The sequence below is a fragment of the Bradyrhizobium sp. 6(2017) genome, assembly GCF_011058295.2.
In the GTDB taxonomy this organism is placed as follows: Bacteria; Pseudomonadota; Alphaproteobacteria; order Rhizobiales; family Xanthobacteraceae; genus Bradyrhizobium; species Bradyrhizobium septentrionale.
The window spans coordinates 8647764-8666071 of sequence record NZ_CP049289.2 but is presented as its reverse complement, the minus strand read 5'-3'; the positions used below and the strand labels follow the sequence as shown (position 1 = coordinate 8666071).

Genomic DNA, 18308 nt, shown 5'->3' with positions numbered 1-18308 from the left:
AACACGACAGCCCCGCGCCGTAACGACGCGCGACCGCCTGCGTACGAGAGATTGTCCGTTCACCGCAGGTGGACGCGCCCCTCCACTCGCTCGATCCGAGCATTTGTCATGATGATGAACAGACGCACTTTCTCGACCGCCTTGCTCGCCGGCGCCGCGGCTTCGCTGGTGTCCTCGCGCGGCATGGCCGCAACCACGCCGCCGGTGAAGGCGCGCAACGTCGTGCTGGTGCATGGCCTGTTCGCCGACGGCTCCTGCTGGACCGAGGTCATTGCGCGCTTGCAGGCCGCCGGGCTCAATGTGACGTCGGTGCAAAATCCGTTGACCACGCTGCCGGAAGCGGTCGCCTCAGCGCAGCGCGTGCTCGATCGCCAGGATGGCCCGACGGTGCTGGTCGGTCATTCCTTCTCCGGCATGATCGTCACCGAGGCCGGCGTGCATCCGAATGTCTCGGCGCTGGTCTATGTCGCCGCGCGCGCACCCGATGCGGACGAGGACTACACCGCGTTGGCAAAAACCTATCCGACGCCGCCGGCCAGCGCCGGCATCGTGTTCGATGGCGACGAAGGCCGGCTGTCGGAAGAGGCCTTCCTGCGCGATTTCGCCGGCGACCTGCCGGAAGCGAAAGCAAAGGTGCTCTATGCCGTGCAGCAGCCGTTCCACAAGCAGCTGCTGGCCGGCAAGGTCAGCCACGCGGCCTGGCGCAGCAAGCCGAGCTACTACGCGGTCTCGACCGAAGACCGCACCATCAATCCGGATCTCGAACGCTTCATGGCGAAGCGGATGGGCGCCACCACGATCGAGGTGAAGGCGAGCCATCTCGCGCTGATCTCGCAGCCCGACGCGATTGCGCGCCTGATCCTCGACGCTGCGGGGCAGTCGAAGTGAGCGTGGGCGCCAACTGCGCTGCAGAGCGCGCCCGCTTCTCCCACGCGCGATAACGAAAGCAGCCCTGGGGGCGCGGCGACGCTCCCAGGGCCGCTTTGCGATTCGGTTCCGCCTAGAGCCTATTCCGTTCCGATTGCATCGGAACGGGGCTCTAAACTCTAGTTTTGACGCGTTTCTTCACGCGAACCGGTACCCACTTCGCTCGAAAACGCTCTACAGGATGTGCGCGCCATGGCTGTCGAGGATGCCGTGATGGCTCGCGCGTGGAATCAAATCATGCACGACGGCATCGACGTCGACCTGGCGCTTGCGCTTGGTGCTGAGCGCGTTCAGTAGCGTCGCGACGAGGATCATCACCAGGACGCCGGCAAGACTGAGCACGATCTGCATCGAAAGCCGGTTCGAGCTGTCGAACAGATCAAACTGGCTGACGAGCGCCAGCAGGACGCCGAGACAATAAATCGGCAGCGAATTCTCGCCACAACACCGCGCGCTGCGCAGGATCGGGGTCGATAGCCCTCGCCAGCCCTCGGGAACCAGCCATAACGCCACGATCGCAAGCGCCAGAAAATGCAGCAGCCGCAACGGACTCAAGTTCGATTTGTCCAATGGAAACAATAGATCCGTCAGGATCGGCGGGACCAGCTTGATGTCCTGGCCCAGCGCAAGGACCAGGCTGAACGCCAGATAGAGAGCAGAAAGAATGAGCGCAGGGCGCGACGTCACCCATCCTCGGATCCTCTTCCTCTCGATGACGTACCACGCGCCCAGCACGACCGGCAGCTGCCACGCCAGCGGATTGAAGAACCAGACGCCATCGGGCCAGGCAGGAACGCTCCAGCCGAAGACGTGCACCAGCGCATAAAGCAACAACGAAAGGCCAAGCGTCATGTTTGGTGCTCGCAGCAGCAGCCACAACAGCGGCGCGAACAATACGTGACAGATCACAAAGACCGGCAAGACATCGGTATTGACGGGGCGGTATTGCAGGATCGCGGCGTGCGCAAGCGTGGCGCCCGGACGCTCGAACAGGACCCGCGTATTGCTCTCGTCGGCAAGACGGTCGCTGCCCGTGAGGTAGACGAGGATGGCGCAAGCGAGCGTAAGCAGCAGAAAGGCGGCATAGATGTCCCATCCCCGTCGCAGCGAACGGCCGATCATGCCGCTCCAGCCGTCACGCTGACGCGCTCTGCCGTAGGCCAGTGCGCAGGTCACGCCCGAGATGAACATGAATATCTCGGCGGCATCGCAGAAGCCGTAGTTGCGCAGCGTCAGCCAACTTCCGACGTTATTTGGAATGTGATCGAGAAAGATCCACCATAACGCGATCCCGCGGCAGACATCGATGCGCGGGTCGCGGCCGGTCGATCTGAACTCCGGCGGAGTTTCGCCGATCAATCGCTTCGAAGTGTGGGTTCGATCAAGCATCTGTTGATCTGTCTGGCGTGCGCGCGCGGCCTGATCGCGTACAGGTCCGTGAGCCGATCGGACGCTCCGAGGCGTGCGCGTGCCGGACTAGCCTCCGGTCAACCTATGGGATTGCGCGCTGCAGCTATCCGATGGTTGGCGGCGCTTTCGCGGGCCAGCCACGTTCGTCGAGGCCAGAAGGATCATCGTCCTCCGACGGCGCCAGCAAGGTTCCGCCGATGACCGGTATCAAAAGCTGTTTCCGCATTTCGGCGAGGCGGGCACGGCAGTACTCGTGATAAAGCATGTCGAATATGGTGGACATGATCGAACCCTTTCCTGATCACTAAGGCTGACTTCCCATGTGACAGATTTCGACCATTTCAACCGGGGCCAAAAAACCAACGGTGCCGCCGGCAGTCCAACGAATACTGATAGCGATTTGGCCGGAGCGACCAAACAAAATCGAGACCAGTAGTTCTACCAGGGAGCCTTGCGTGCGGCTCCTTAAGCTGGGTCAATCGCAAACAGGGTCGTAGGGCTGATTTGCGCTTGCACTCTGCCAGGAATGTTTGAACCGGATCCGATGGCAGCAATCATAAATTGAGCCGTCACGACCGTATCCTCTTAAAGGAGAAAAATCGGCTGCGACTTTCGCGGATATTATACACGTAATATTCTGGCGACTGAGTGAACCAGTTCACACTACTATCAATCACAGGCAAATCAGACTAGCAGACTGATAGCGTGGCTTCTTGGACTCATGCGCACGGATCAAGAGCAGGCCGGTGCGTGAATTGCAAAATGCAGATTCCGACGTTGGTGTGCCGCAGTACTTCATTCTGATGTTCTGTGAAGGCTGGAGGTCCCCATGCCTACGGACGCAGCCAATTTCATATCGTATCGATTTTCAACGCGCGATCTTCCGGAGCGCATTCGCATCCCCGCATGGCGCGAGCACTTTGGGCGATGCGTCGTGCATGCAGATATCGAGCCTCTATCGAACGTTCCGTTCCAGGCCGATGCGTCCCTGTATGCGGTTCGGGGTTTGCGTACGCTCGCGCTGAAAGGCACTTCCATGCGTTTTAAGCGCTTGCAAGCGAACCTTGCCGATGGTGATGACTCAATCGGCGTAATCTTCTGCTCTTCCGGCGGAAGCCAGCTGTCGCAGCGCGGCGGCGAAGTTGAAGTTCGCGGCAGCGATGCAATCGCAATTCTGCATTCCGAGCCCGTCAGCGTTACTTATGTCGAGGGATTGCAATTTGGTCTGGCCGTGCCGCGCGAGGTGCTTGCGCAGCGCTTGACCGACGTCGAAAGCCTGGCCATGCGGCCGATTTGGCACCGGACCGAAGCATTCCGGCTGTTCACGGCATATCTGAAGTCGGTCATTAAGACGAGGGCGCTGTCCGCCCCCAGGCTTCATGATACGGTCGTGACCCACATCCATGATCTCATCGCGCTCGCAATCGGCGAGGGGCCTGCCTTGGGCGAGAGCAGCGCGAGCGCCGTCGTGGCCGCTCGGCACAACGCAGTGCTCGACTACCTGGCCATACACTTTCAGGAGCCCGGGCTCAGCGTTCAAACGGTCGCCCGTTGCCAGGGCATTTCACCTCGCTATCTGCAGCGCCTGATGGCGTCATCGGGGTCATCGTTCACCGAGCGCTTGAATGAATTGCGTCTGCAACGGGCGCTCAAATTGCTGACCGAGTCTCACGCCAGCCGTCAGCGAATTTCCGATATCGCGCTGGAGGTTGGTTTCTCGGACGTTTCGTATTTCAATCGCCTGTTCCGAACGCGTTTCGGCGATTCGCCGCGCGGCGTCCGCCTCGCCCGAAAGGATTCTCACTGAGCCACGCTGCCCTGATCGGCACGTGTCCAGGATGCCCCTTCAGGATCGCCCCTCTTGATCGAGGGGGAACGCGGGCCAGAACCAGTTGCATGCCGGGTGGGCCAAAAGCTGACCGTGAGCAATGCCCACTACGAGTCGATCACGAGCCCGGCTCTTCATCGCGGGTTCGGTGCCGGCCGCCAGGAAAGGTCATCCGACCAAACGTAGATGGCGATTGCCGCCAGGCACAAAGCGATGCCGATCCAGAAAATTGGCGAATGATGGATCGGCCGTCGATGGCCCGGAGCTGGCTTCATTCGATCAACTCATCGCGCGGGAGCATTGAGGTCGGCAATCACCCGGAATTGAGAGTGTTGCTCAGGCAAGACGTCCTCTGCAAGACCTTGCATCACAGGCACGCCGCCGGCGCGGCCGCCATTTGCTGCGAAACAGTCCAGCAGCGGACGCCAGGCCGCTCCCGCTCCCCGGGCGGCGTCAACCGGAGATGGATTCCGGGCTCCGCGCGTAGGATGGGTGGAGCGCAGCGATACCCATCATTTTTATCCGCGCGGTGAGATGATGGGCATCGTTATGGCAACCGGTGTTGCCAATTCGACACGACGGGCAACTCAGCAAAACCTGTCAAGCCGTCGCGAGAGAAATATTTCGGTTTATCGGAATGAAAACTCAGTGTATGGTTCGCCCGTCTCACCCGATCGAGGGGCGCTTCGCGATCGTCACGAACGCGGTGTGGGATGCGGTGGACGCCAAGCGCGCAGTCGACGAATGCGCGTGAAGCGGACGGTGAAGTCGTGTGGTCCTGACGCCCTAGCGGCAGGTGTCTCGTCGCAACACGCGAAGGCGTGACGCGATGGCGGTGACAAGCAAGCCCAGTCTCGCCGGGGAGAGCACGAAGTAAGCCGTAACCCATCGCGCAGGGAAAGCCGGAGTTCCCGGTTACACCTGTGGTCCTACCCCCTAGCTTTCTACCTTTTGCTCGGGGCCCATGGGTGCGATCGGCACCCGGCTTTCCCTGCGCCCTCTGTGAGAGGAGGGCGGAACGAAATCCAAAGCTCGGACAAATCAATGTCGCGAGAATGCGGATGTATGGCTCACAGATCGTGCAACACACTCGCCGTCGTCCCGGCGAAGGCCGGGACCCATTACCACAAATGCGAATTGTTGCGTGGCGCAGGGGCAACAGCCTGTTTCCAACAACACAATCCTGTGGTTATGGGTCCCGGCCTTCGCCGGGACGACGGTGGAGTGTGCGGAGAAAGTCGCGCGACGAACGCGAAGCTGCATTCTCACCCACATCTGTCATCGCCCGGCTCGACCGGGCGATCGAGTACGCCGCGGCCCCTCGGCTCAAGTACCGGCGTCTCTGGAATACTGGATCACCCGCATGCGCGGGTGATGACACCGCGATGTTTGATAGTGAATCGAGAACCATCGCCAACGTTGGCGAGGCGCAGGTCGGGACGACGTAGCTCAACTGCTGCTGCCGCTCGACGTGCCGCGCACCACGCGCTTGATCTTGTCGGTGGTGTAGGTCTGTCCGCCGATCGAGAGCAGCGGCGGCGAGGCGGTGAGGTCGACGGAGTCGACGACGCCCTGCACTTCGGTGGAAATCGCGAGGTCCTTGCCACTGGAATCCTTGCCGGTGGCGGTCAGCGTGTAGGTGCCGGCCGGCCATTGCGTGCCGTCATTGCCCTTGCCGTCCCAGACGAAGCTGGCATTGCCCTGCTTCAGGTTGAAATTGCCGGAATAGGCGGTCTGGCCGGTCGAGCTCGTGATCGTGATGGTGGCGCTGGTGGCTTGCGGGGACACCAGATTCCAGGTCGCCGATTTGTCGAACTGCGTCTTGCTGCCGTCGACCGCAACGGTGTTGCCGACATAGACCAGCGCCTGGGTCGACTGCGCGCTCTTCTCGATCTCGATCAGCGACTTCAGTTGATCGTTGGATTTCAGCTGCTGCTCGACGCCGGCGAACTGCACGAGCTGCTGGGTGAACTGGTTGGTGTCGAGCGGATCGAGCGGGTTCTGGTTCTTCAACTGGGTCGTGAGCAGCGTCAGGAAGGTCTGGAAATTGTCGGCGATACCGGCCGTCGTCGTCGACGCACCGGTGCTGCTGCTGCTGCTACTGCTGCTCCCGGAGCTTGTTCCGCTGCCGGTGCTCGGTGCGGAGACGACGGGCGTCGGCATGGTTGCATCGACTGACATCGTGAACTCCTTACACTCTGATATCGACGCCGCCGAGGGCGCCGGTTGCACGTCCGTAGGAGCGGCCTGCCACCGCGGCGGGAACGCTGTCCTCCTCGGCGACGATCAAACGGTGGGCATTCGGGTTGGGCTGGCCATTGTTGTTCTGGCCCGACTGCGACTGGTCGCGCAGGCTGAACTGCAGTCCGCCATTGCCGGTCGAGAGGCCGGCATTGTCGAGCGCGCGCTGCAGCTGGTTGGCGTCCTGGCGCAGCATCGACAGCGTTTCCGGGCGCTCGACGGTGAGATGCGAGGTCACCTGGCCGTTACGATCGACGTCGATGCGGACATCGATGCGGCCGAGCTCGGCGGGGTCGAGCCGGATCTCGAAGCGGCTCTTGCCGCTCTTGGCGGAGGCTGCGATCTGCATCGCAAGCCCGCTGAGCGGCACGGCGGCGCTTTGCGCGGCGGTGGTCACGGTCAGTTGCGCGGTCGCGGACGGCGTCGTCTGCGTGGTCGTCAGTTGCGGCTGGACTGCGTTCGAAGCCTGCGCGGAGGGATCGGGCGTCGTGAGCTGGGTCGACGCAGCCGTGTGGCCGCCGACAGGCGACGTTGGTGCGGCGCTGCCGTCGCCGCTCGCATCGGCCTTGATAGCATCGGCGGCACCGTCGGCAGCCGCCTTCGCCTTGCCGGCGGCCGGCGCGGCTGCGGGAACGATGGTCGTCGGCGCAGCCGGTGCGGCGCTGCCGCCGTCCGCCGCTGCGCTGTCCTGGTCCGCAGGTGCCGTGGCGGTCGCGTCCTTCGCGGCCACCTGGACCTTGGCCTGCGTCGGCTTCGTCGGTGTTCCGGCGGCAATTGTTGCAGCGAGCGTCGCGTCGCCGGTCGCTGTCGCTGCGCCCTCGACCGTCGTTGCATCGGCTGTGGTGATGACTGGAGTCTCGGTCTTGACGCCGGCCGCCTTGGCGACCTTGCCGGCATTCGCCGTCGTGGCCGCCGCCGTTGCGGTGTCGGCGCCGGTAGGCGCACCGTTGCTGCCCGGCGTCCCGGTGCCGGCGATGGCCGCGCTCGCCGCAATCGCCGCGGCCGCGATCGCAAGCGGTGCGGCCGGCTGGTCGGATGGCGTGGTGGCCGTCGCTGCCGGGTCAGTCGCCGGAGCAGCGGTCGCGGCAGCAATTACCGCGGCGGCCGTGGCAGCACTGGATGGATCGGGCTGCGCAACGGCTTGCGTCGTGGCCGGCGTGTCATCGGTGGATGGCGTATCGGTGCTCGCGTCATCCGACTTCGATTTCGACTTGGTCTTGCGCGGCGCGTCGCTGTCGCTGTCGACCTTCTTGTCGTCAGGCGAGCTGCTGGAATCCCGCGTCCGGTCGGGGGCCGTGCTGCTGCCGCGGGAGCGCGCATCCGTCGTCGAGGACGAATCGTCGGAGCGGCGCGACGGCGCCGGTTGCGAGTCGTAGCGGCTCGAGTCGTTGCTGGACACAGTGCTGCTGTCGACCAGCGCGGCAAAGCCGTCGTTCCCCGCCTGCGCGGCGGGGTCGGGCCGCGACGACCGCGGCGTCGTGCCCTGAAAAGACCGGCTTGCCAATGCTTCCGACGTGACGCTGACCACTGCCAACCCTCGCAAATGAGACTTCCGGGCTTTTGTCAGCAAGGAGCGGGCCAATCATGGCGTGTAATAAATGCCAAGCTATTTCAGATGGTTACGTGTCGCGCCCATGGGCTGGAACAGGTTCCCAACGGGTCTCCTTTTTGCCCGGCGGCAAGATTTGCCGTCCGCGCGCGGCAAGGTGTCGTTTCCGCCGGATTGCCTCACCGGAATACGGCCTATATTAAGGGTGGCCTCCGACGCGTCCTGAACCGACCGAAGCCGCCGTGGATGCGTTCTAAGGCTTTCTGGATAAAAGGCTTTTCCAATTTCGTCGCGGAGTGCGTAAGCTCGCCGCGACACTGCTCAATGACCCCTTGAAGATGCTCAACAGTCTGGATCTCGAAGGCCGCCCTGAAGACACACGGATCGTCGTCGCCATGTCCGGCGGCGTCGACTCGTCGGTGACGGCTGCGCTGTTGAAGTCGCAGGGCTATGACGTGGTCGGGATCACGCTGCAGCTCTACGACCACGGCGCCGCGACCCATCGCAAGGGCGCATGCTGCGCCGGCCGCGACATCCACGACGCGCGCAATGTCGCCGAGCGGATCGGCATCCCGCATTACGTGCTCGACTATGAAAGCCGGTTCAAGGAATCCGTGATCGACAATTTCGCCGACAGCTACGCGCTCGGCGAGACGCCGGTGCCGTGCATCGAGTGCAACCGTTCGGTCAAGTTCCGCGATCTGCTCGCTACCGCGCGCGAGCTCGGTGCGCAGGCGCTCGCCACCGGCCACTATGTCGCCTCGCGCCGGCTGGCCGACGGATCGCGCTCGCTGACTTGCGCGGCGGATGCCGATCGCGACCAGAGCTATTTCCTGTTCGCCACCACGCGCGAGCAGCTCGACTTCCTGCGCTTCCCGCTCGGCGACATGACCAAGCCGCAGACCCGCGAGCTGGCACGGCGCTTCGATCTCGAGGTCGCCGACAAGCAGGACAGCCAGGACATCTGCTTCGTGCCGACCGGCCGCTACACCGACATCATCGGACGGCTGAAGCCGAACGCGATCGCCCCGGGCGACATCGTCGATCTCGCCGGCAATGTCGTCGGCCAGCACCAGGGCATCGTTCATTTCACCGTCGGCCAGCGCAAGGGCCTCGGCATTGCGTCGGGCAGCCCGCTCTATGTGGTCAAGCTCGACGCGGCGACGCGCCGTGTCGTGGTCGGGCCGCGCGAGGCGCTGCGGATGGATCGCATCGCGCTGCGCGACGTCAACTGGATCGGCGACGGCGCGCTGGATCGCGTGATCGGCGAGGGCATCGAGATGTATGTCCGCGTGCGTTCGACGCGCGCGCCGCAGCCGGCGTGGTTGCGCGCCGCCGATGGCGGTTATGAGGTCGAGCTCGTCGCCGGCGAGGAGGGCGTGTCGCCCGGCCAGGCCTGCGTGTTCTACGACGCGGCCTCGGGGCAGGCGCGTGTGCTCGGCGGCGGCTTCATCAGGAGTGCGAGTGCGAGCCGCGTGGCGCGAACCGCTGTGCGGGATGCGACGGCGGCGCTCGCGGAAGCGGTTCGCGGATAGATCAAAGAAAATTCGGGGCAGGGAATGGCTGGGGACATCGACCGCGAGGGGGTCGAAAAGGCGTATGGCCGCTGGGCACCGATCTACGATCTGGTGTTCGGCAAGGTGTTCGATCAGGGCCGTCAGTCGACGATTGCGGAAGCGGACCGGATCGGCGGGCGCGTGCTCGATGTCGGCGTCGGCACCGGGCTGTCGCTGTCGGAATATGCGCGCACCACAAAACTGTGCGGCGTCGATATTTCCGAGCCGATGCTGCGGCGGGCGCTGAAGCGCGTGCGCGCGCTGGGCCTCTCCAATGTCGAGACGCTGGCGGTGATGGACGCCAAGAACCTCGCATTTCCGGATGCGTTCTTCGATGCAGTGGTCGCGCAATACGTCATCACCGCGGTGCCGGATCCCGAGGCGACGCTCGATGATTTTGTTCGCGTGCTGAAGCCCGGCGGCGAACTGATCCTGGTCAATCACATCGGCGCCGAGAGCGGTCCGCGCCGCATCTTCGAGCTCGCCTTTGCGCCGCTGGCGCGGCGGCTCGGCTGGCGTCCGGAATTTCCGTGGGAGCGGTTGACCAATTGGGCGGCCAAGCACGGCGGTGTCAGCCTCGCGGAGCGTCGGCCGATGCCGCCGATGGGCCACTTCTCGCTGATCCGCTTCCGCAAATCGTGAGGCTGCGGCAATTTTCATAGGGAACATCGGCGCGTCGTCACGGTTCTCCCGTCATGAGGATTCGAACGCTCGCTTTATCCTGTGTGCTGATGACGGCACCCATTGTGGCCGCCGCGCAGGCGCCGCCGACGCCGGCCACGCCGCCGGCACGGACCGCGCCGCCGGCACCGTCGCGCGCTGCCGTGAATTGCGGGCCGCAACAGCCTTCGCATCCCGGCGTCGTGGTTCCGGAGGGAACCACCACCGGGCAGGCGCTGGGCGACAAGCTCGCCAAATCCGACGGCGTGCTGTGCCCGCCGGCCGGCGTCGATCCCGAGATGCGGGCGCCGACCCCGCAAGGCGGCAACACGCCGGTGATTCCACCGCCAGGCAGCCGCGGCGGCGACCCGTCGGTCCGGCCGAAATAGCCTCTGTCTGCAATAAGTTGCTGACATGTCCGCCTTTGCTTGACAGGCGAGCATGCCACTCTTTATATGCCGCCCGTTCGCACCCGCGGCTGCACGCCGACGTTCGCGAGCCCATGGCGGGGTAGCTCAGCTGGTTAGAGCACGGGAATCATAATCCTGGGGTCGGGGGTTCAAGTCCCTCTCCCGCTACCATCGTTCCCCCCGACATAGCTATGTTCGGAAAAAGGGCTGGGTTGTCGCAAAGCGCGGCCAGCCGACCTCTTATGTCGATCCTCACACTCCGGTCATCCTCCGCATTCGCTTTGGTTCCCGCACCGCCAGGCCGGCTTGGGCTGGCATGCACGATGATTGCCGTGACCAACTCGCGGACGGTCGCGAACTCGGTGGGGTTGCCGCGCTTCAGTTCATCGGCCAGTGCCACAACGGCGCGCTTGTAGCGGTCGAGCGCCTTCGGGTGCAGTGCGATGACGTTGTCGCTTTCCTCGGCGCTTACAAGCCCGGCCACGACTTTGTTTTTTTCGGCCTCAAGTTCCTGCATGCGGGCGACGAACCGTTCCGGCGGCATGCCCGCGACGACAATGGAGTCAACGATCCGGTTCATCTCGCGCTCAATCTCGCCAAGCCGCCGTTCCAGCCGTGCGCATTCGTTGCTCGCCTCCTTTTTAAGGCGCTTGCGCTCGATATTGTAGGCCTCGACATATTCGGTGAGCACCACGGGGTGCGCGAGGTGCTGGCCCAATCCCTTGATCGCGAGCGCCTCGATGTCGTCGAGGTAAACGCGGCGGCTATTCTTGCAGGAACCGCTCTCGCGATACGCCGTGCACTGCAGGCGGAGACCCTTGGCATCGCTCCCGATTGACGCCATGCCACTGCCGCAACAGCCACACTTAATAAGTCTAGAAAACACTCGCTTCGGCGCGCGAGCCTTTTGAGCCGCCGCTGGCGTTGCGTCGCGGCGGCGCTCGATCTTGATGGCCTGTGCGGCCTTGAATGTCGCGTCATCAACAACGCGTAGATGCGGAGCATCGACGATCTTGTATTGATCCTTAGGATTGGGCCGCGAGAGACGCTTGCGCGTCACCGGGTCTTTCACCATGCGCACCTTGTTCCAAACGATGCGCCCCGCGTACAGATCGTTCATGATCATGCCGCCGCCACGTGACACGTTGCCATTTATTGTCGACGCGTTCCACAGGCCTCCGCGAGGAGGCTGGACACGTCGATTGTTGAGGTTGTGCGCGATCTGGCGCGGTGTCTGACCGCCAATGTAGTCAGCAAAATTTTGGCGGACGATCTCGGCCTCCTTCTCGACGATCTCCAACTCGCCGGGCTTGCCGGAATCGCACGATAACCGTACGCGCGACCGCCTGCGTGTCGGCCATCGCGAATGACACCCTCAAGCCCGCGCCGAGTGTGGACCGCCAAGTCCATGAGATACTGCTCCCCCACGAGCGCACGCAACGCGCCGTCGATCAGCATGATGAAAGCCATGGGACTTGCCGCCACTGCGACTGACGGCGTTTTCGCAACACGGCTCGCCGCACAGGGCTTTACCGGCCCTTCCGGTACGCTCGATTGGTTGGCGTCGAAGATGAAACCCGCCAAAGAGGGTTTTGCCGTTGACCTTGAGCTTGGGGGATACCGGCTGCCCCAGGTGGCATTCAAGCGCTTCCCCGTGCAAATTGAGTTGCAGGCCGCAGCAGAGGCTGGCGCATTACTCTCGGCGAAGATCAAGGGGCGAACACAAGAGATACGGGCTATTACGGTTGAGAGCTATCCCGGGATAATCGAGCGCGTTGCGGATCCTGCAAAATTCCGGCCGCAGACGAAGGGTACCGCCGATCACAGTCTTCCCGTTTGCGTCGCGATGGCTCTTCTCGACGGCGATGTGACTGTAGCGCAACTCGAGAAAGACCGCAGGCGAGCCAAGGACGTCATGGTGCTGGTGGAGAAGACGTCGGTGAAAGCGGGATCTTCTCTGATGGCCAAGCTCCCCAAGGGACGCGGCGCCAGCGTAGAGATCGTTTTCGCAGACGGTCAGTCTCTGCGCGAGACCGTGGAGGTTCCGGAAGGCGACGCCGAGCGCCCCCTTTCGCGATCGTCCCTAGAAGGTAAATTCATGAACTTTGCGGTTCCAGTCGTTGGCAAGGCTGGCGCAGAGCGGGTCGTTTCACTCGTCGATGGTCTCGAAGAGTTAAAGGATGTACGAGAATTGGCCCGAGCCCCTAGGGGAAGCGGAAAACAAGATCCGGCGTGAACTTGAACCGCTGGTCAACGGGGTAATAGGAATAACGACGTCGGGTGAGGCCCTTTGCGGAAGCGCCACGCTGGCTATCGAAAGTCCGGTGTCGGGAGTGACGCGGACCTCGCGGTTGCGCGTTCCGACGTCCCAATTTGACCCGAAGCTGACTTCACGCCTTATCCCGACAGACGAGACTTTGAGGAGGGTGTCGCAGAAAGCCGAGTCTTTGTCGTATAAAGCCCTACCCAATTTCCGAAGGCGGAATAAAAGGGCCGCGCTGGCGCTCTCGTTCATATCGTGTGGAGAAATCTATGCCGGCTCTTTTGCCCTGCTCGTTGTTCGAAGCTCATCTAAATGTCAGTGAACTGAGCCGCTCAACAGCCTTTTATTCCGAAGTGCTCGGACTTGAACTGGCACACCTTGATAACGAGCGCGGTACCGCTTTCTTCTGGATCGGTAAACGAGGACACTCGATGCTCGGATTGTGGGCAGGCTCTTCGTCGCCAAATGTGATGCAGCTCCATCTCGCCTTTCGCGTGGAGTTGGAAGACCTTTTGCGTTGGCAGCAGCAGCTCACTAGTGCAGGTGTTGTTCCTCTGGACTTTTTTGGCTTGCCGGCGGCGGAACCCTCCGTCATAGGATGGATGCCTGCGGCTTCCATCTTCTTCAGGGATCCCGATCACCACCTTCTTGAACTATTGGCGTTGCTCCCAAATGAGCCCTGCCCAAGTGCCGGTATCGTGAGCTACAGCACCTGGATGCAGCAGATAAAGACCGATCAAAGCGCCATGAGATGACCGGCCGACTTCCGAAACAAAATTCCGCATCTTCCGTCCTTCCCACGTTCCAAAATCAGGACGAAAAGCGCCTCGCTTCGGCGCGAGCAGCCCTTGCAAAGGCACGGCAGATGCGAGTGGACAATCCTCGTCCCTCACGGTTGCGCGTTCCGACTTCCGAGTTTGACCCGAAGCAGACATTCCCACGCCAAAGCGCTCTTGTTATTCAATCGTCGCGTCCTCATCGCGCAATGGCGAGCGGATCGCACTCGAGAATGACGTCGTAGTCTAGCGTCGGCCGCCCATCAGGCGCAGCATCATCATGAACAGGTTGATGAAGTTGAGGTAGAGTGACAGCGCGCCCAACACTGCCTTGCGGCCGGCCGAAGTGGTGTCATCGCCGCCGTCGTACATCCCCTTGATCCGCTGGGTATCGTAGGCCGTGAGCCCCGCAAAGACGCCGACTCCGATAATGGAAATCATCCAATCGAGCCCGCTCGATCTCAGAAACAGATTGACCAGGCTAGCGACAATGATGCCGATCAGGCCCATAAGCAGGAACGTTCCAAATCCAGACAAGCTTCGCTGGGTACTGTAGCCCCAGATACTGAGCGCGCCGAAGGCCGCCGCTGAGATGAAGAACACTCTGGTGATCGAGGACTGTGTGTAAATGTGGAAGATAGTCGACAATGAAATCCCGACCAGGGCCGCATAGAGGAAAAACAATCCTCGCGCAGCTTCCACCGACAGCGTGTTGATTCGTGCACTGATAAAGAACACTAAACCCAGTGGCGCCAGCATTAGCACCCACATCAGCGGACTTTGAAGCAATTCAGGGCCGGTGAACTGATAGGTCAAAAACGCGGCAACGCCGGTCAAGCCAACGCCGGCGGCCATGTAATTGTATACGCGCAGCATAAAAGCGCGAAGGCCGACGTCTATCGCTATGGCGCCGTTTGCGGGGAAGCCCGGCGCAGCTGCATTTCGATCATAGTTCGACATGAGTTGTGTCCTTCTTGATAGGCTCCTGTGGGAAGTAGCCGACTGTACTCGTGATTTACGGCTTCATTGCCGGGGAGACGGAACACTCATGATCGCTCCCACGTTTCGGTAACGCCCGGTGAGGTCCGCCTCCGCCCTGGTACCGAAGATTGCGCTCATGAACTTAACAAAAATGCTCATCCCTGAGTCCAACATCCTTCGGCGTTGGGCGGCACTTCCTAGCCGACAGCGTAGTGGCCGGCCGGTGGCAGCGGTCTTGATCTGGATCAACAGTATAATTGCTCAATCACGCCCGTTGCCGTTTCGCGATGTCGTTGCCCGCGCGCCGACGAGGCGATCGATTGAGCTGGCCATGTCCGCATTTGGCCTTAGCTGACGTTTGCTCAGAACGCCGCAATGTCCGCTGTCGGGAGGGAAGTCGACGAAGGTCGAGCGAGGCGTCTATGGTCGGCTTTTGACCCGGAACGGACATTGACTACCTCAAAATTAAAGATGAGGGTCTTGGTTTCGCCACCAACGAAAGGTTGCGACCATGTCCAAGACGTTAGCCTCATTCGTCGGATTGTTGGCCTTCCTTCTTGGCGCGACGGTCAATGCGCAAACCAAAGCCGACAGCGATTTCAAGGTCACCTTGCTCGGCACTGGCACGCCGATCCCCGATCTAGATCGTTTTGGCCCAAGCACGCTCGTAGAGGCGGGAAATCAGAAACTGCTTTTTGACGCTGGGCGGGGTGCTACTATCCGTTTGCGGCAAATCAACGCGACGAAGAGCACGATCATGAGCAGGATCGATGCGCTCTTCATTACCCATTATCATTCGGACCACACGTTGGGCATCCCCGATCTATGGCTTACGGGGTGGTTGGGGAATAGCCGGAAGGAGCCATTCCGGCTGATTGGCCCGGTCGGTGCCAAATCGCTGATGAGCAATCTGGAAAGCGCTTACGCTCTGGACATCAAAATCCGGCTGGAGGACGAAAAGCTGTCGCCCGAAGGCATCGCAACAGTCGTGGAGGAGTTCGACAAGGACGGCGTCGTTTACGATAAAGATGGCGTCAAAGTGATTGCTTTCACGGTCGATCACGGGGCGGCCATCAAGCCTGCCGTGGGTTATCGCATTGAATACAAAGGGCACGCGGTGGTGATTTCGGGCGACACCCGCTATGACAGAAATGTCATAAAGTACGGTACCGGCGTTGACCTGCTGATACACGAGGTGTGTGTCGTACGACCTGAACTGCTGTCAAATGCCTACATCCAGCGCGTTGTCGACCACCATACTAGTCCGCGGGAAGCTGGGCAGATATTTTCGTTGGCCAAGCCGAAACTGGCCGTCTATTCGCATCTAGTTTTTCTCGGCAGCGACAAGGTTCCTCGGGCAACGGTTGACGATATCGTCGCGGGAACGCGCGAAACCTATGACGGTCCGCTGCAAGTTGGCGAGGACCTGATGTCGTTCGAAATCGGCGATACCGTCACTGTACGCCAGCGTAATCCGTAGGAAGCAGATTTGAGGCTGTGATGTCAGCCGTTAGCGGGAAAACCGCGAGGGCACGTCTCCCGTTGGCCCTTTTCGGAAGTGCCGCACGGAGGTTAAGCAGACGTCACGGTTGCACCCTCCAACTTCCGAGTTTGACCCTGAGCGGTCGTCGACTGTCGTCATCGCAACGGCGATGCCAAGCGCAAACGCGTATTGGCGTCGATGTCCTACTTGTCCGGCATTAGAATCTTGCCGACGAGCTCGAAATCCATCCCATTGGGCTGGAGAACGAAAAAATCGCCCATGGCAATCGATGGTTCAAGAACAATGTTGGAAATGTTGAGATCGTGGGTGATCATCACCAGGTTCGCAGAAGCGCGGTGGCTCCGGATGTCTTGCAAGACCCGCTCCTGATCCAACTTGGCCTGATCGTCGGATAAGACGCCCGGGGGCATCAGATATTGGACCGGCGTCGCGCGACCGAATGCAAGCTTGCCGGTGTCGACGCAACGGCAATAAGGGCTGGTGAGGACCTCTCCGACCACAATGCCGTGAGCGCGGAACACTTCTCCGATGCGCTTGGCCTGCTCAATGCCGTGGGTGGAAAGGTTCACCTCCTCAGCGCAGTTACCGCGCACGAGGCGTCCTATTCCTTCTCGCATATCGACGTGAGTGTGGCGCAGCAGCACGATCTTGCCGCCTTGCCTTAGCGCGGCCCATACCTGCTCGTCGTCGGCAAAGGCGGGACCGGCCAAGATCGCCAGCAAACACACCAAACGAAGGAGGCGCGCAGCTACCCGACTGTTGAAGACTGTAAGCATGGGTAGGGATGCTCGGGTTCAACAAGAAGGGCCTAAGAGATATCATGATTTCGCGAGTTGGAAGTCGCAGGATCACTTCTGCTCCCCCATTGTCGCTGCGGCGCGCACGCCTGATGGCGTCTCGCCGAAGTATCGGCGGAACATGCGATTGAAATGAGAAACATCACCAAAGCCGACCCCAAACGCAATATCGATGATCGCCAAGCGCCGATGGTGCGGGTCAGTCAACATCGCGAAGGCACGCTCAAGCCGGCGTTCTGAAAGGTGCTCGGTGAACGACTTTCCGGTCCCCTCGTCGAGCAGTTTTTGCACGTATCTCCGCGACATGCCGAGCACCCCGGCGACATTGTCCAGATCGAAATTGGGATCGTTGAAGCGTCGCGCGACCACCGCCAGGATCGCCTGCAGCCTGGCTGCTTTCACGCCGCGGTCCGTAACGATGTTTGCAGCTTCGTCGGTCGTCCCGAGCGTCGCGGCCACGAGATCAAGGAGATGTACGCCGATGGTGGAGGCCAGTTCTGATGACGGAGGCTCTTTGAGGGTTGCGAGCGATCGCAGGTAGCAGCCTAGGAGTCTAAGCGCCGGTCCGGGACGCACCGGCCGACCTGATAGATCTTCCGGCTGCGCAACCAGAGACTTAAGGGCGGTAGCCTGCACGGTCACGTATCTGACTCTGGCACCACTCGGCCCAAATACTCGCAGCGGCCTTCCCCGGTCAATCAAACAAGCGGAGCCGGCATCATAGACATGTTCCTGGCCAGCATTTGCAAATTGGACCGGTCCGGTCTCGACGATGTTCAGTCCGAATTGGTCACAACTATCCTTGAGGTGGTGTTTGTGACGGATGAACTCCACCGGCGTGGCGACAACGCCACAAACGCCGACCGCGCCAAGCGGCAAGTAGGTGACGTCGATACGCGGGCGGCCGCCGCTGTGATCTATCACGTCCAATGCGAGGTTCAGCCGCGCAAACTCCTCACGGAACGTGGAGAACCTCGCGCGTTCCGGCAGCATCTCGGTCGACCATCGCAAAAGGTGAGATGATGTTGGCATCTCGACCTCCCACTTCGGGGCCCCCGCAAAAAATTATATCGGACGCGCTTCGCTGCATGTGTGAAATGGATTACAAAGGAGAGGTAGCCTGCGCGACATGACCGAGCGCGACGCGTTGCTCGCTGCACGCGATGAGTTGGCGCGCACCGCGCGCTGATTGTGGCGGCCAACGAGACCGCAGCTTCCTTCACTTGCGAGAACAACCAGCCTTTATGCGCTTAATCGATGCGATACCTTCAACGACGACTCATTGAAGTAAGGTTTTCGACCACGAACCGGGCTAAGTGGTTGCCTGCGTTCACGTCGGCCGTTGCAGACCTATTAAGTTTGGATCGGCAGCGAGGAGTTGAAATAAGGCTCTCTCCCCCGCGTAC

At 61.5% G+C, this 18308-nt stretch carries 16 protein-coding genes and 1 tRNA gene; 9 read left to right on the top strand and 8 right to left on the bottom strand.

The annotated features are described in order from the left end of the window. Window positions 1-108 precede the first annotated feature (108 nt). A complete protein-coding gene (locus tag G6P99_RS41070) occupies window positions 109-888 on the top strand; it encodes an alpha/beta fold hydrolase (protein ID WP_029079134.1) in 780 nt (259 codons plus the stop codon). A gap of 213 nt (window positions 889-1101) precedes the next feature. Here the strand turns inward: G6P99_RS41070 and G6P99_RS41065 are convergent, their stop codons facing one another. After that, the gene (locus tag G6P99_RS41065; protein WP_029079133.1) at window positions 1102-2316 is read right to left on the bottom strand and encodes an OpgC family protein; all 1215 of its coding nucleotides are present in this window, start codon (window positions 2314-2316) and stop codon (window positions 1102-1104) included. Between the two features lie 124 nt (window positions 2317-2440). Further along, window positions 2441-2620 carry a hypothetical protein gene (locus G6P99_RS41060; protein ID WP_035976386.1) on the bottom strand — a complete coding sequence of 60 codons (180 nt, stop codon included), beginning with the start codon at window positions 2618-2620 and terminating at the stop codon, window positions 2441-2443. A gap of 546 nt (window positions 2621-3166) precedes the next feature. Here G6P99_RS41060 and G6P99_RS41055 point away from each other — a divergent pair. Beyond that, the gene (locus G6P99_RS41055) at window positions 3167-4144 is read left to right on the top strand and encodes a helix-turn-helix transcriptional regulator (protein WP_029079132.1); all 978 of its coding nucleotides are present in this window, start codon (window positions 3167-3169) and stop codon (window positions 4142-4144) included. Window positions 4145-5614: 1470 nt separating this feature from the next. On the opposite strand, the gene G6P99_RS41050 is transcribed toward G6P99_RS41055, so the two are convergent. Then, window positions 5615-6346: a flagellar hook assembly protein FlgD gene (locus G6P99_RS41050; protein ID WP_165126246.1), complete on the bottom strand. Its 732-nt coding sequence runs from the start codon at window positions 6344-6346 to the stop codon at window positions 5615-5617. A gap of 10 nt (window positions 6347-6356) precedes the next feature. Beyond that, the gene (locus G6P99_RS41045; RefSeq protein ID WP_029079130.1) at window positions 6357-7934 is read right to left on the bottom strand and encodes a flagellar hook-length control protein FliK; all 1578 of its coding nucleotides are present in this window, start codon (window positions 7932-7934) and stop codon (window positions 6357-6359) included. Between the two features lie 359 nt (window positions 7935-8293). Here G6P99_RS41045 and mnmA point away from each other — a divergent pair, with 359 nt between their 5' ends. From mnmA to G6P99_RS41025, 4 genes are all read left to right on the top strand, one after another. Then, the gene (gene mnmA / locus G6P99_RS41040; protein ID WP_029079129.1) at window positions 8294-9490 is read left to right on the top strand and encodes a tRNA 2-thiouridine(34) synthase MnmA; all 1197 of its coding nucleotides are present in this window, start codon (window positions 8294-8296) and stop codon (window positions 9488-9490) included. 24 nt (window positions 9491-9514) lie between these two features. Continuing rightward, window positions 9515-10153 (top strand): class I SAM-dependent methyltransferase, encoded by a 639-nt coding sequence (locus G6P99_RS41035; RefSeq protein WP_029079128.1) that lies wholly within the window; start codon window positions 9515-9517, stop codon window positions 10151-10153. An 89-nt stretch (window positions 10154-10242) separates the two neighbouring features. After that, the gene (locus tag G6P99_RS41030) at window positions 10243-10560 is read left to right on the top strand and encodes a hypothetical protein (RefSeq protein WP_414645476.1); all 318 of its coding nucleotides are present in this window, start codon (window positions 10243-10245) and stop codon (window positions 10558-10560) included. Between the two features lie 115 nt (window positions 10561-10675). Further along, window positions 10676-10752 (top strand) — tRNA-Met (locus G6P99_RS41025). Here the strand turns inward: G6P99_RS41025 and G6P99_RS41020 are convergent. After that, the gene (locus tag G6P99_RS41020; protein WP_084518353.1) at window positions 10709-11881 is read right to left on the bottom strand and encodes a recombinase family protein; all 1173 of its coding nucleotides are present in this window, start codon (window positions 11879-11881) and stop codon (window positions 10709-10711) included. The two genes, G6P99_RS41025 and G6P99_RS41020, sit on opposite strands and share 44 nt — an antisense overlap. Before the next feature lie 168 nt (window positions 11882-12049). On the opposite strand from G6P99_RS41020, the gene G6P99_RS41015 reads away from it, so the two are divergent. Together G6P99_RS41015 and G6P99_RS41010 are read left to right on the top strand one after the other, a co-directional pair. Beyond that, the gene (locus G6P99_RS41015; protein WP_165126240.1) at window positions 12050-12817 is read left to right on the top strand and encodes an MmgE/PrpD family protein; all 768 of its coding nucleotides are present in this window, start codon (window positions 12050-12052) and stop codon (window positions 12815-12817) included. Window positions 12818-13113: 296 nt separating this feature from the next. Continuing rightward, the gene (locus G6P99_RS41010; RefSeq protein WP_029079124.1) at window positions 13114-13599 is read left to right on the top strand and encodes a VOC family protein; all 486 of its coding nucleotides are present in this window, start codon (window positions 13114-13116) and stop codon (window positions 13597-13599) included. Between the two features lie 267 nt (window positions 13600-13866). Here the strand turns inward: G6P99_RS41010 and G6P99_RS41005 are convergent, their stop codons facing one another. Further along, window positions 13867-14580 (bottom strand): Bax inhibitor-1/YccA family protein, encoded by a 714-nt coding sequence (locus G6P99_RS41005; protein WP_029079123.1) that lies wholly within the window; start codon window positions 14578-14580, stop codon window positions 13867-13869. Between the two features lie 532 nt (window positions 14581-15112). Here G6P99_RS41005 and G6P99_RS41000 point away from each other — a divergent pair. Further along, window positions 15113-16081: an MBL fold metallo-hydrolase gene (locus tag G6P99_RS41000; RefSeq protein WP_165126237.1), complete on the top strand. Its 969-nt coding sequence runs from the start codon at window positions 15113-15115 to the stop codon at window positions 16079-16081. Between the two features lie 206 nt (window positions 16082-16287). Here G6P99_RS41000 and G6P99_RS40995 read toward each other — a convergent pair whose 3' ends face one another. Further along, complete coding sequence (locus G6P99_RS40995; RefSeq protein ID WP_051346068.1) at window positions 16288-16881, bottom strand: histidine phosphatase family protein; 594 nt, start codon at window positions 16879-16881, stop codon at window positions 16288-16290. A 72-nt stretch (window positions 16882-16953) separates the two neighbouring features. Further along, the gene (locus G6P99_RS40990; protein WP_165126234.1) at window positions 16954-17934 is read right to left on the bottom strand and encodes a helix-turn-helix transcriptional regulator; all 981 of its coding nucleotides are present in this window, start codon (window positions 17932-17934) and stop codon (window positions 16954-16956) included. Window positions 17935-18308 lie beyond the last annotated feature (374 nt).

Coding starts and splice junctions, on each gene's coding strand:
- G6P99_RS41055 (WP_029079132.1), top strand. CDS start 3,167: ATGCCTACGGACGCAGCCAATTTCATATCGTATCGATTTTCAACGCGC.
- G6P99_RS41030 (WP_414645476.1), top strand. CDS start 10,243: ATGACGGCACCCATTGTGGCCGCCGCGCAGGCGCCGCCGACGCCGGCC.
- G6P99_RS41050 (WP_165126246.1), bottom strand. CDS start 6,346: ATGTCAGTCGATGCAACCATGCCGACGCCCGTCGTCTCCGCACCGAGC.
- G6P99_RS41015 (WP_165126240.1), top strand. CDS start 12,050: ATGGGACTTGCCGCCACTGCGACTGACGGCGTTTTCGCAACACGGCTC.
- G6P99_RS41010 (WP_029079124.1), top strand. CDS start 13,114: ATGCCGGCTCTTTTGCCCTGCTCGTTGTTCGAAGCTCATCTAAATGTC.
- mnmA (WP_029079129.1), top strand. CDS start 8,294: ATGCTCAACAGTCTGGATCTCGAAGGCCGCCCTGAAGACACACGGATC.
- G6P99_RS41065 (WP_029079133.1), bottom strand. CDS start 2,316: ATGCTTGATCGAACCCACACTTCGAAGCGATTGATCGGCGAAACTCCG.
- G6P99_RS40995 (WP_051346068.1), bottom strand. CDS start 16,881: ATGCTTACAGTCTTCAACAGTCGGGTAGCTGCGCGCCTCCTTCGTTTG.
- G6P99_RS41070 (WP_029079134.1), top strand. CDS start 109: ATGATGATGAACAGACGCACTTTCTCGACCGCCTTGCTCGCCGGCGCC.
- G6P99_RS41005 (WP_029079123.1), bottom strand. CDS start 14,580: ATGTCGAACTATGATCGAAATGCAGCTGCGCCGGGCTTCCCCGCAAAC.
- G6P99_RS41000 (WP_165126237.1), top strand. CDS start 15,113: ATGTCCAAGACGTTAGCCTCATTCGTCGGATTGTTGGCCTTCCTTCTT.
- G6P99_RS41060 (WP_035976386.1), bottom strand. CDS start 2,620: ATGTCCACCATATTCGACATGCTTTATCACGAGTACTGCCGTGCCCGC.
- G6P99_RS40990 (WP_165126234.1), bottom strand. CDS start 17,934: ATGCCAACATCATCTCACCTTTTGCGATGGTCGACCGAGATGCTGCCG.
- G6P99_RS41035 (WP_029079128.1), top strand. CDS start 9,515: ATGGCTGGGGACATCGACCGCGAGGGGGTCGAAAAGGCGTATGGCCGC.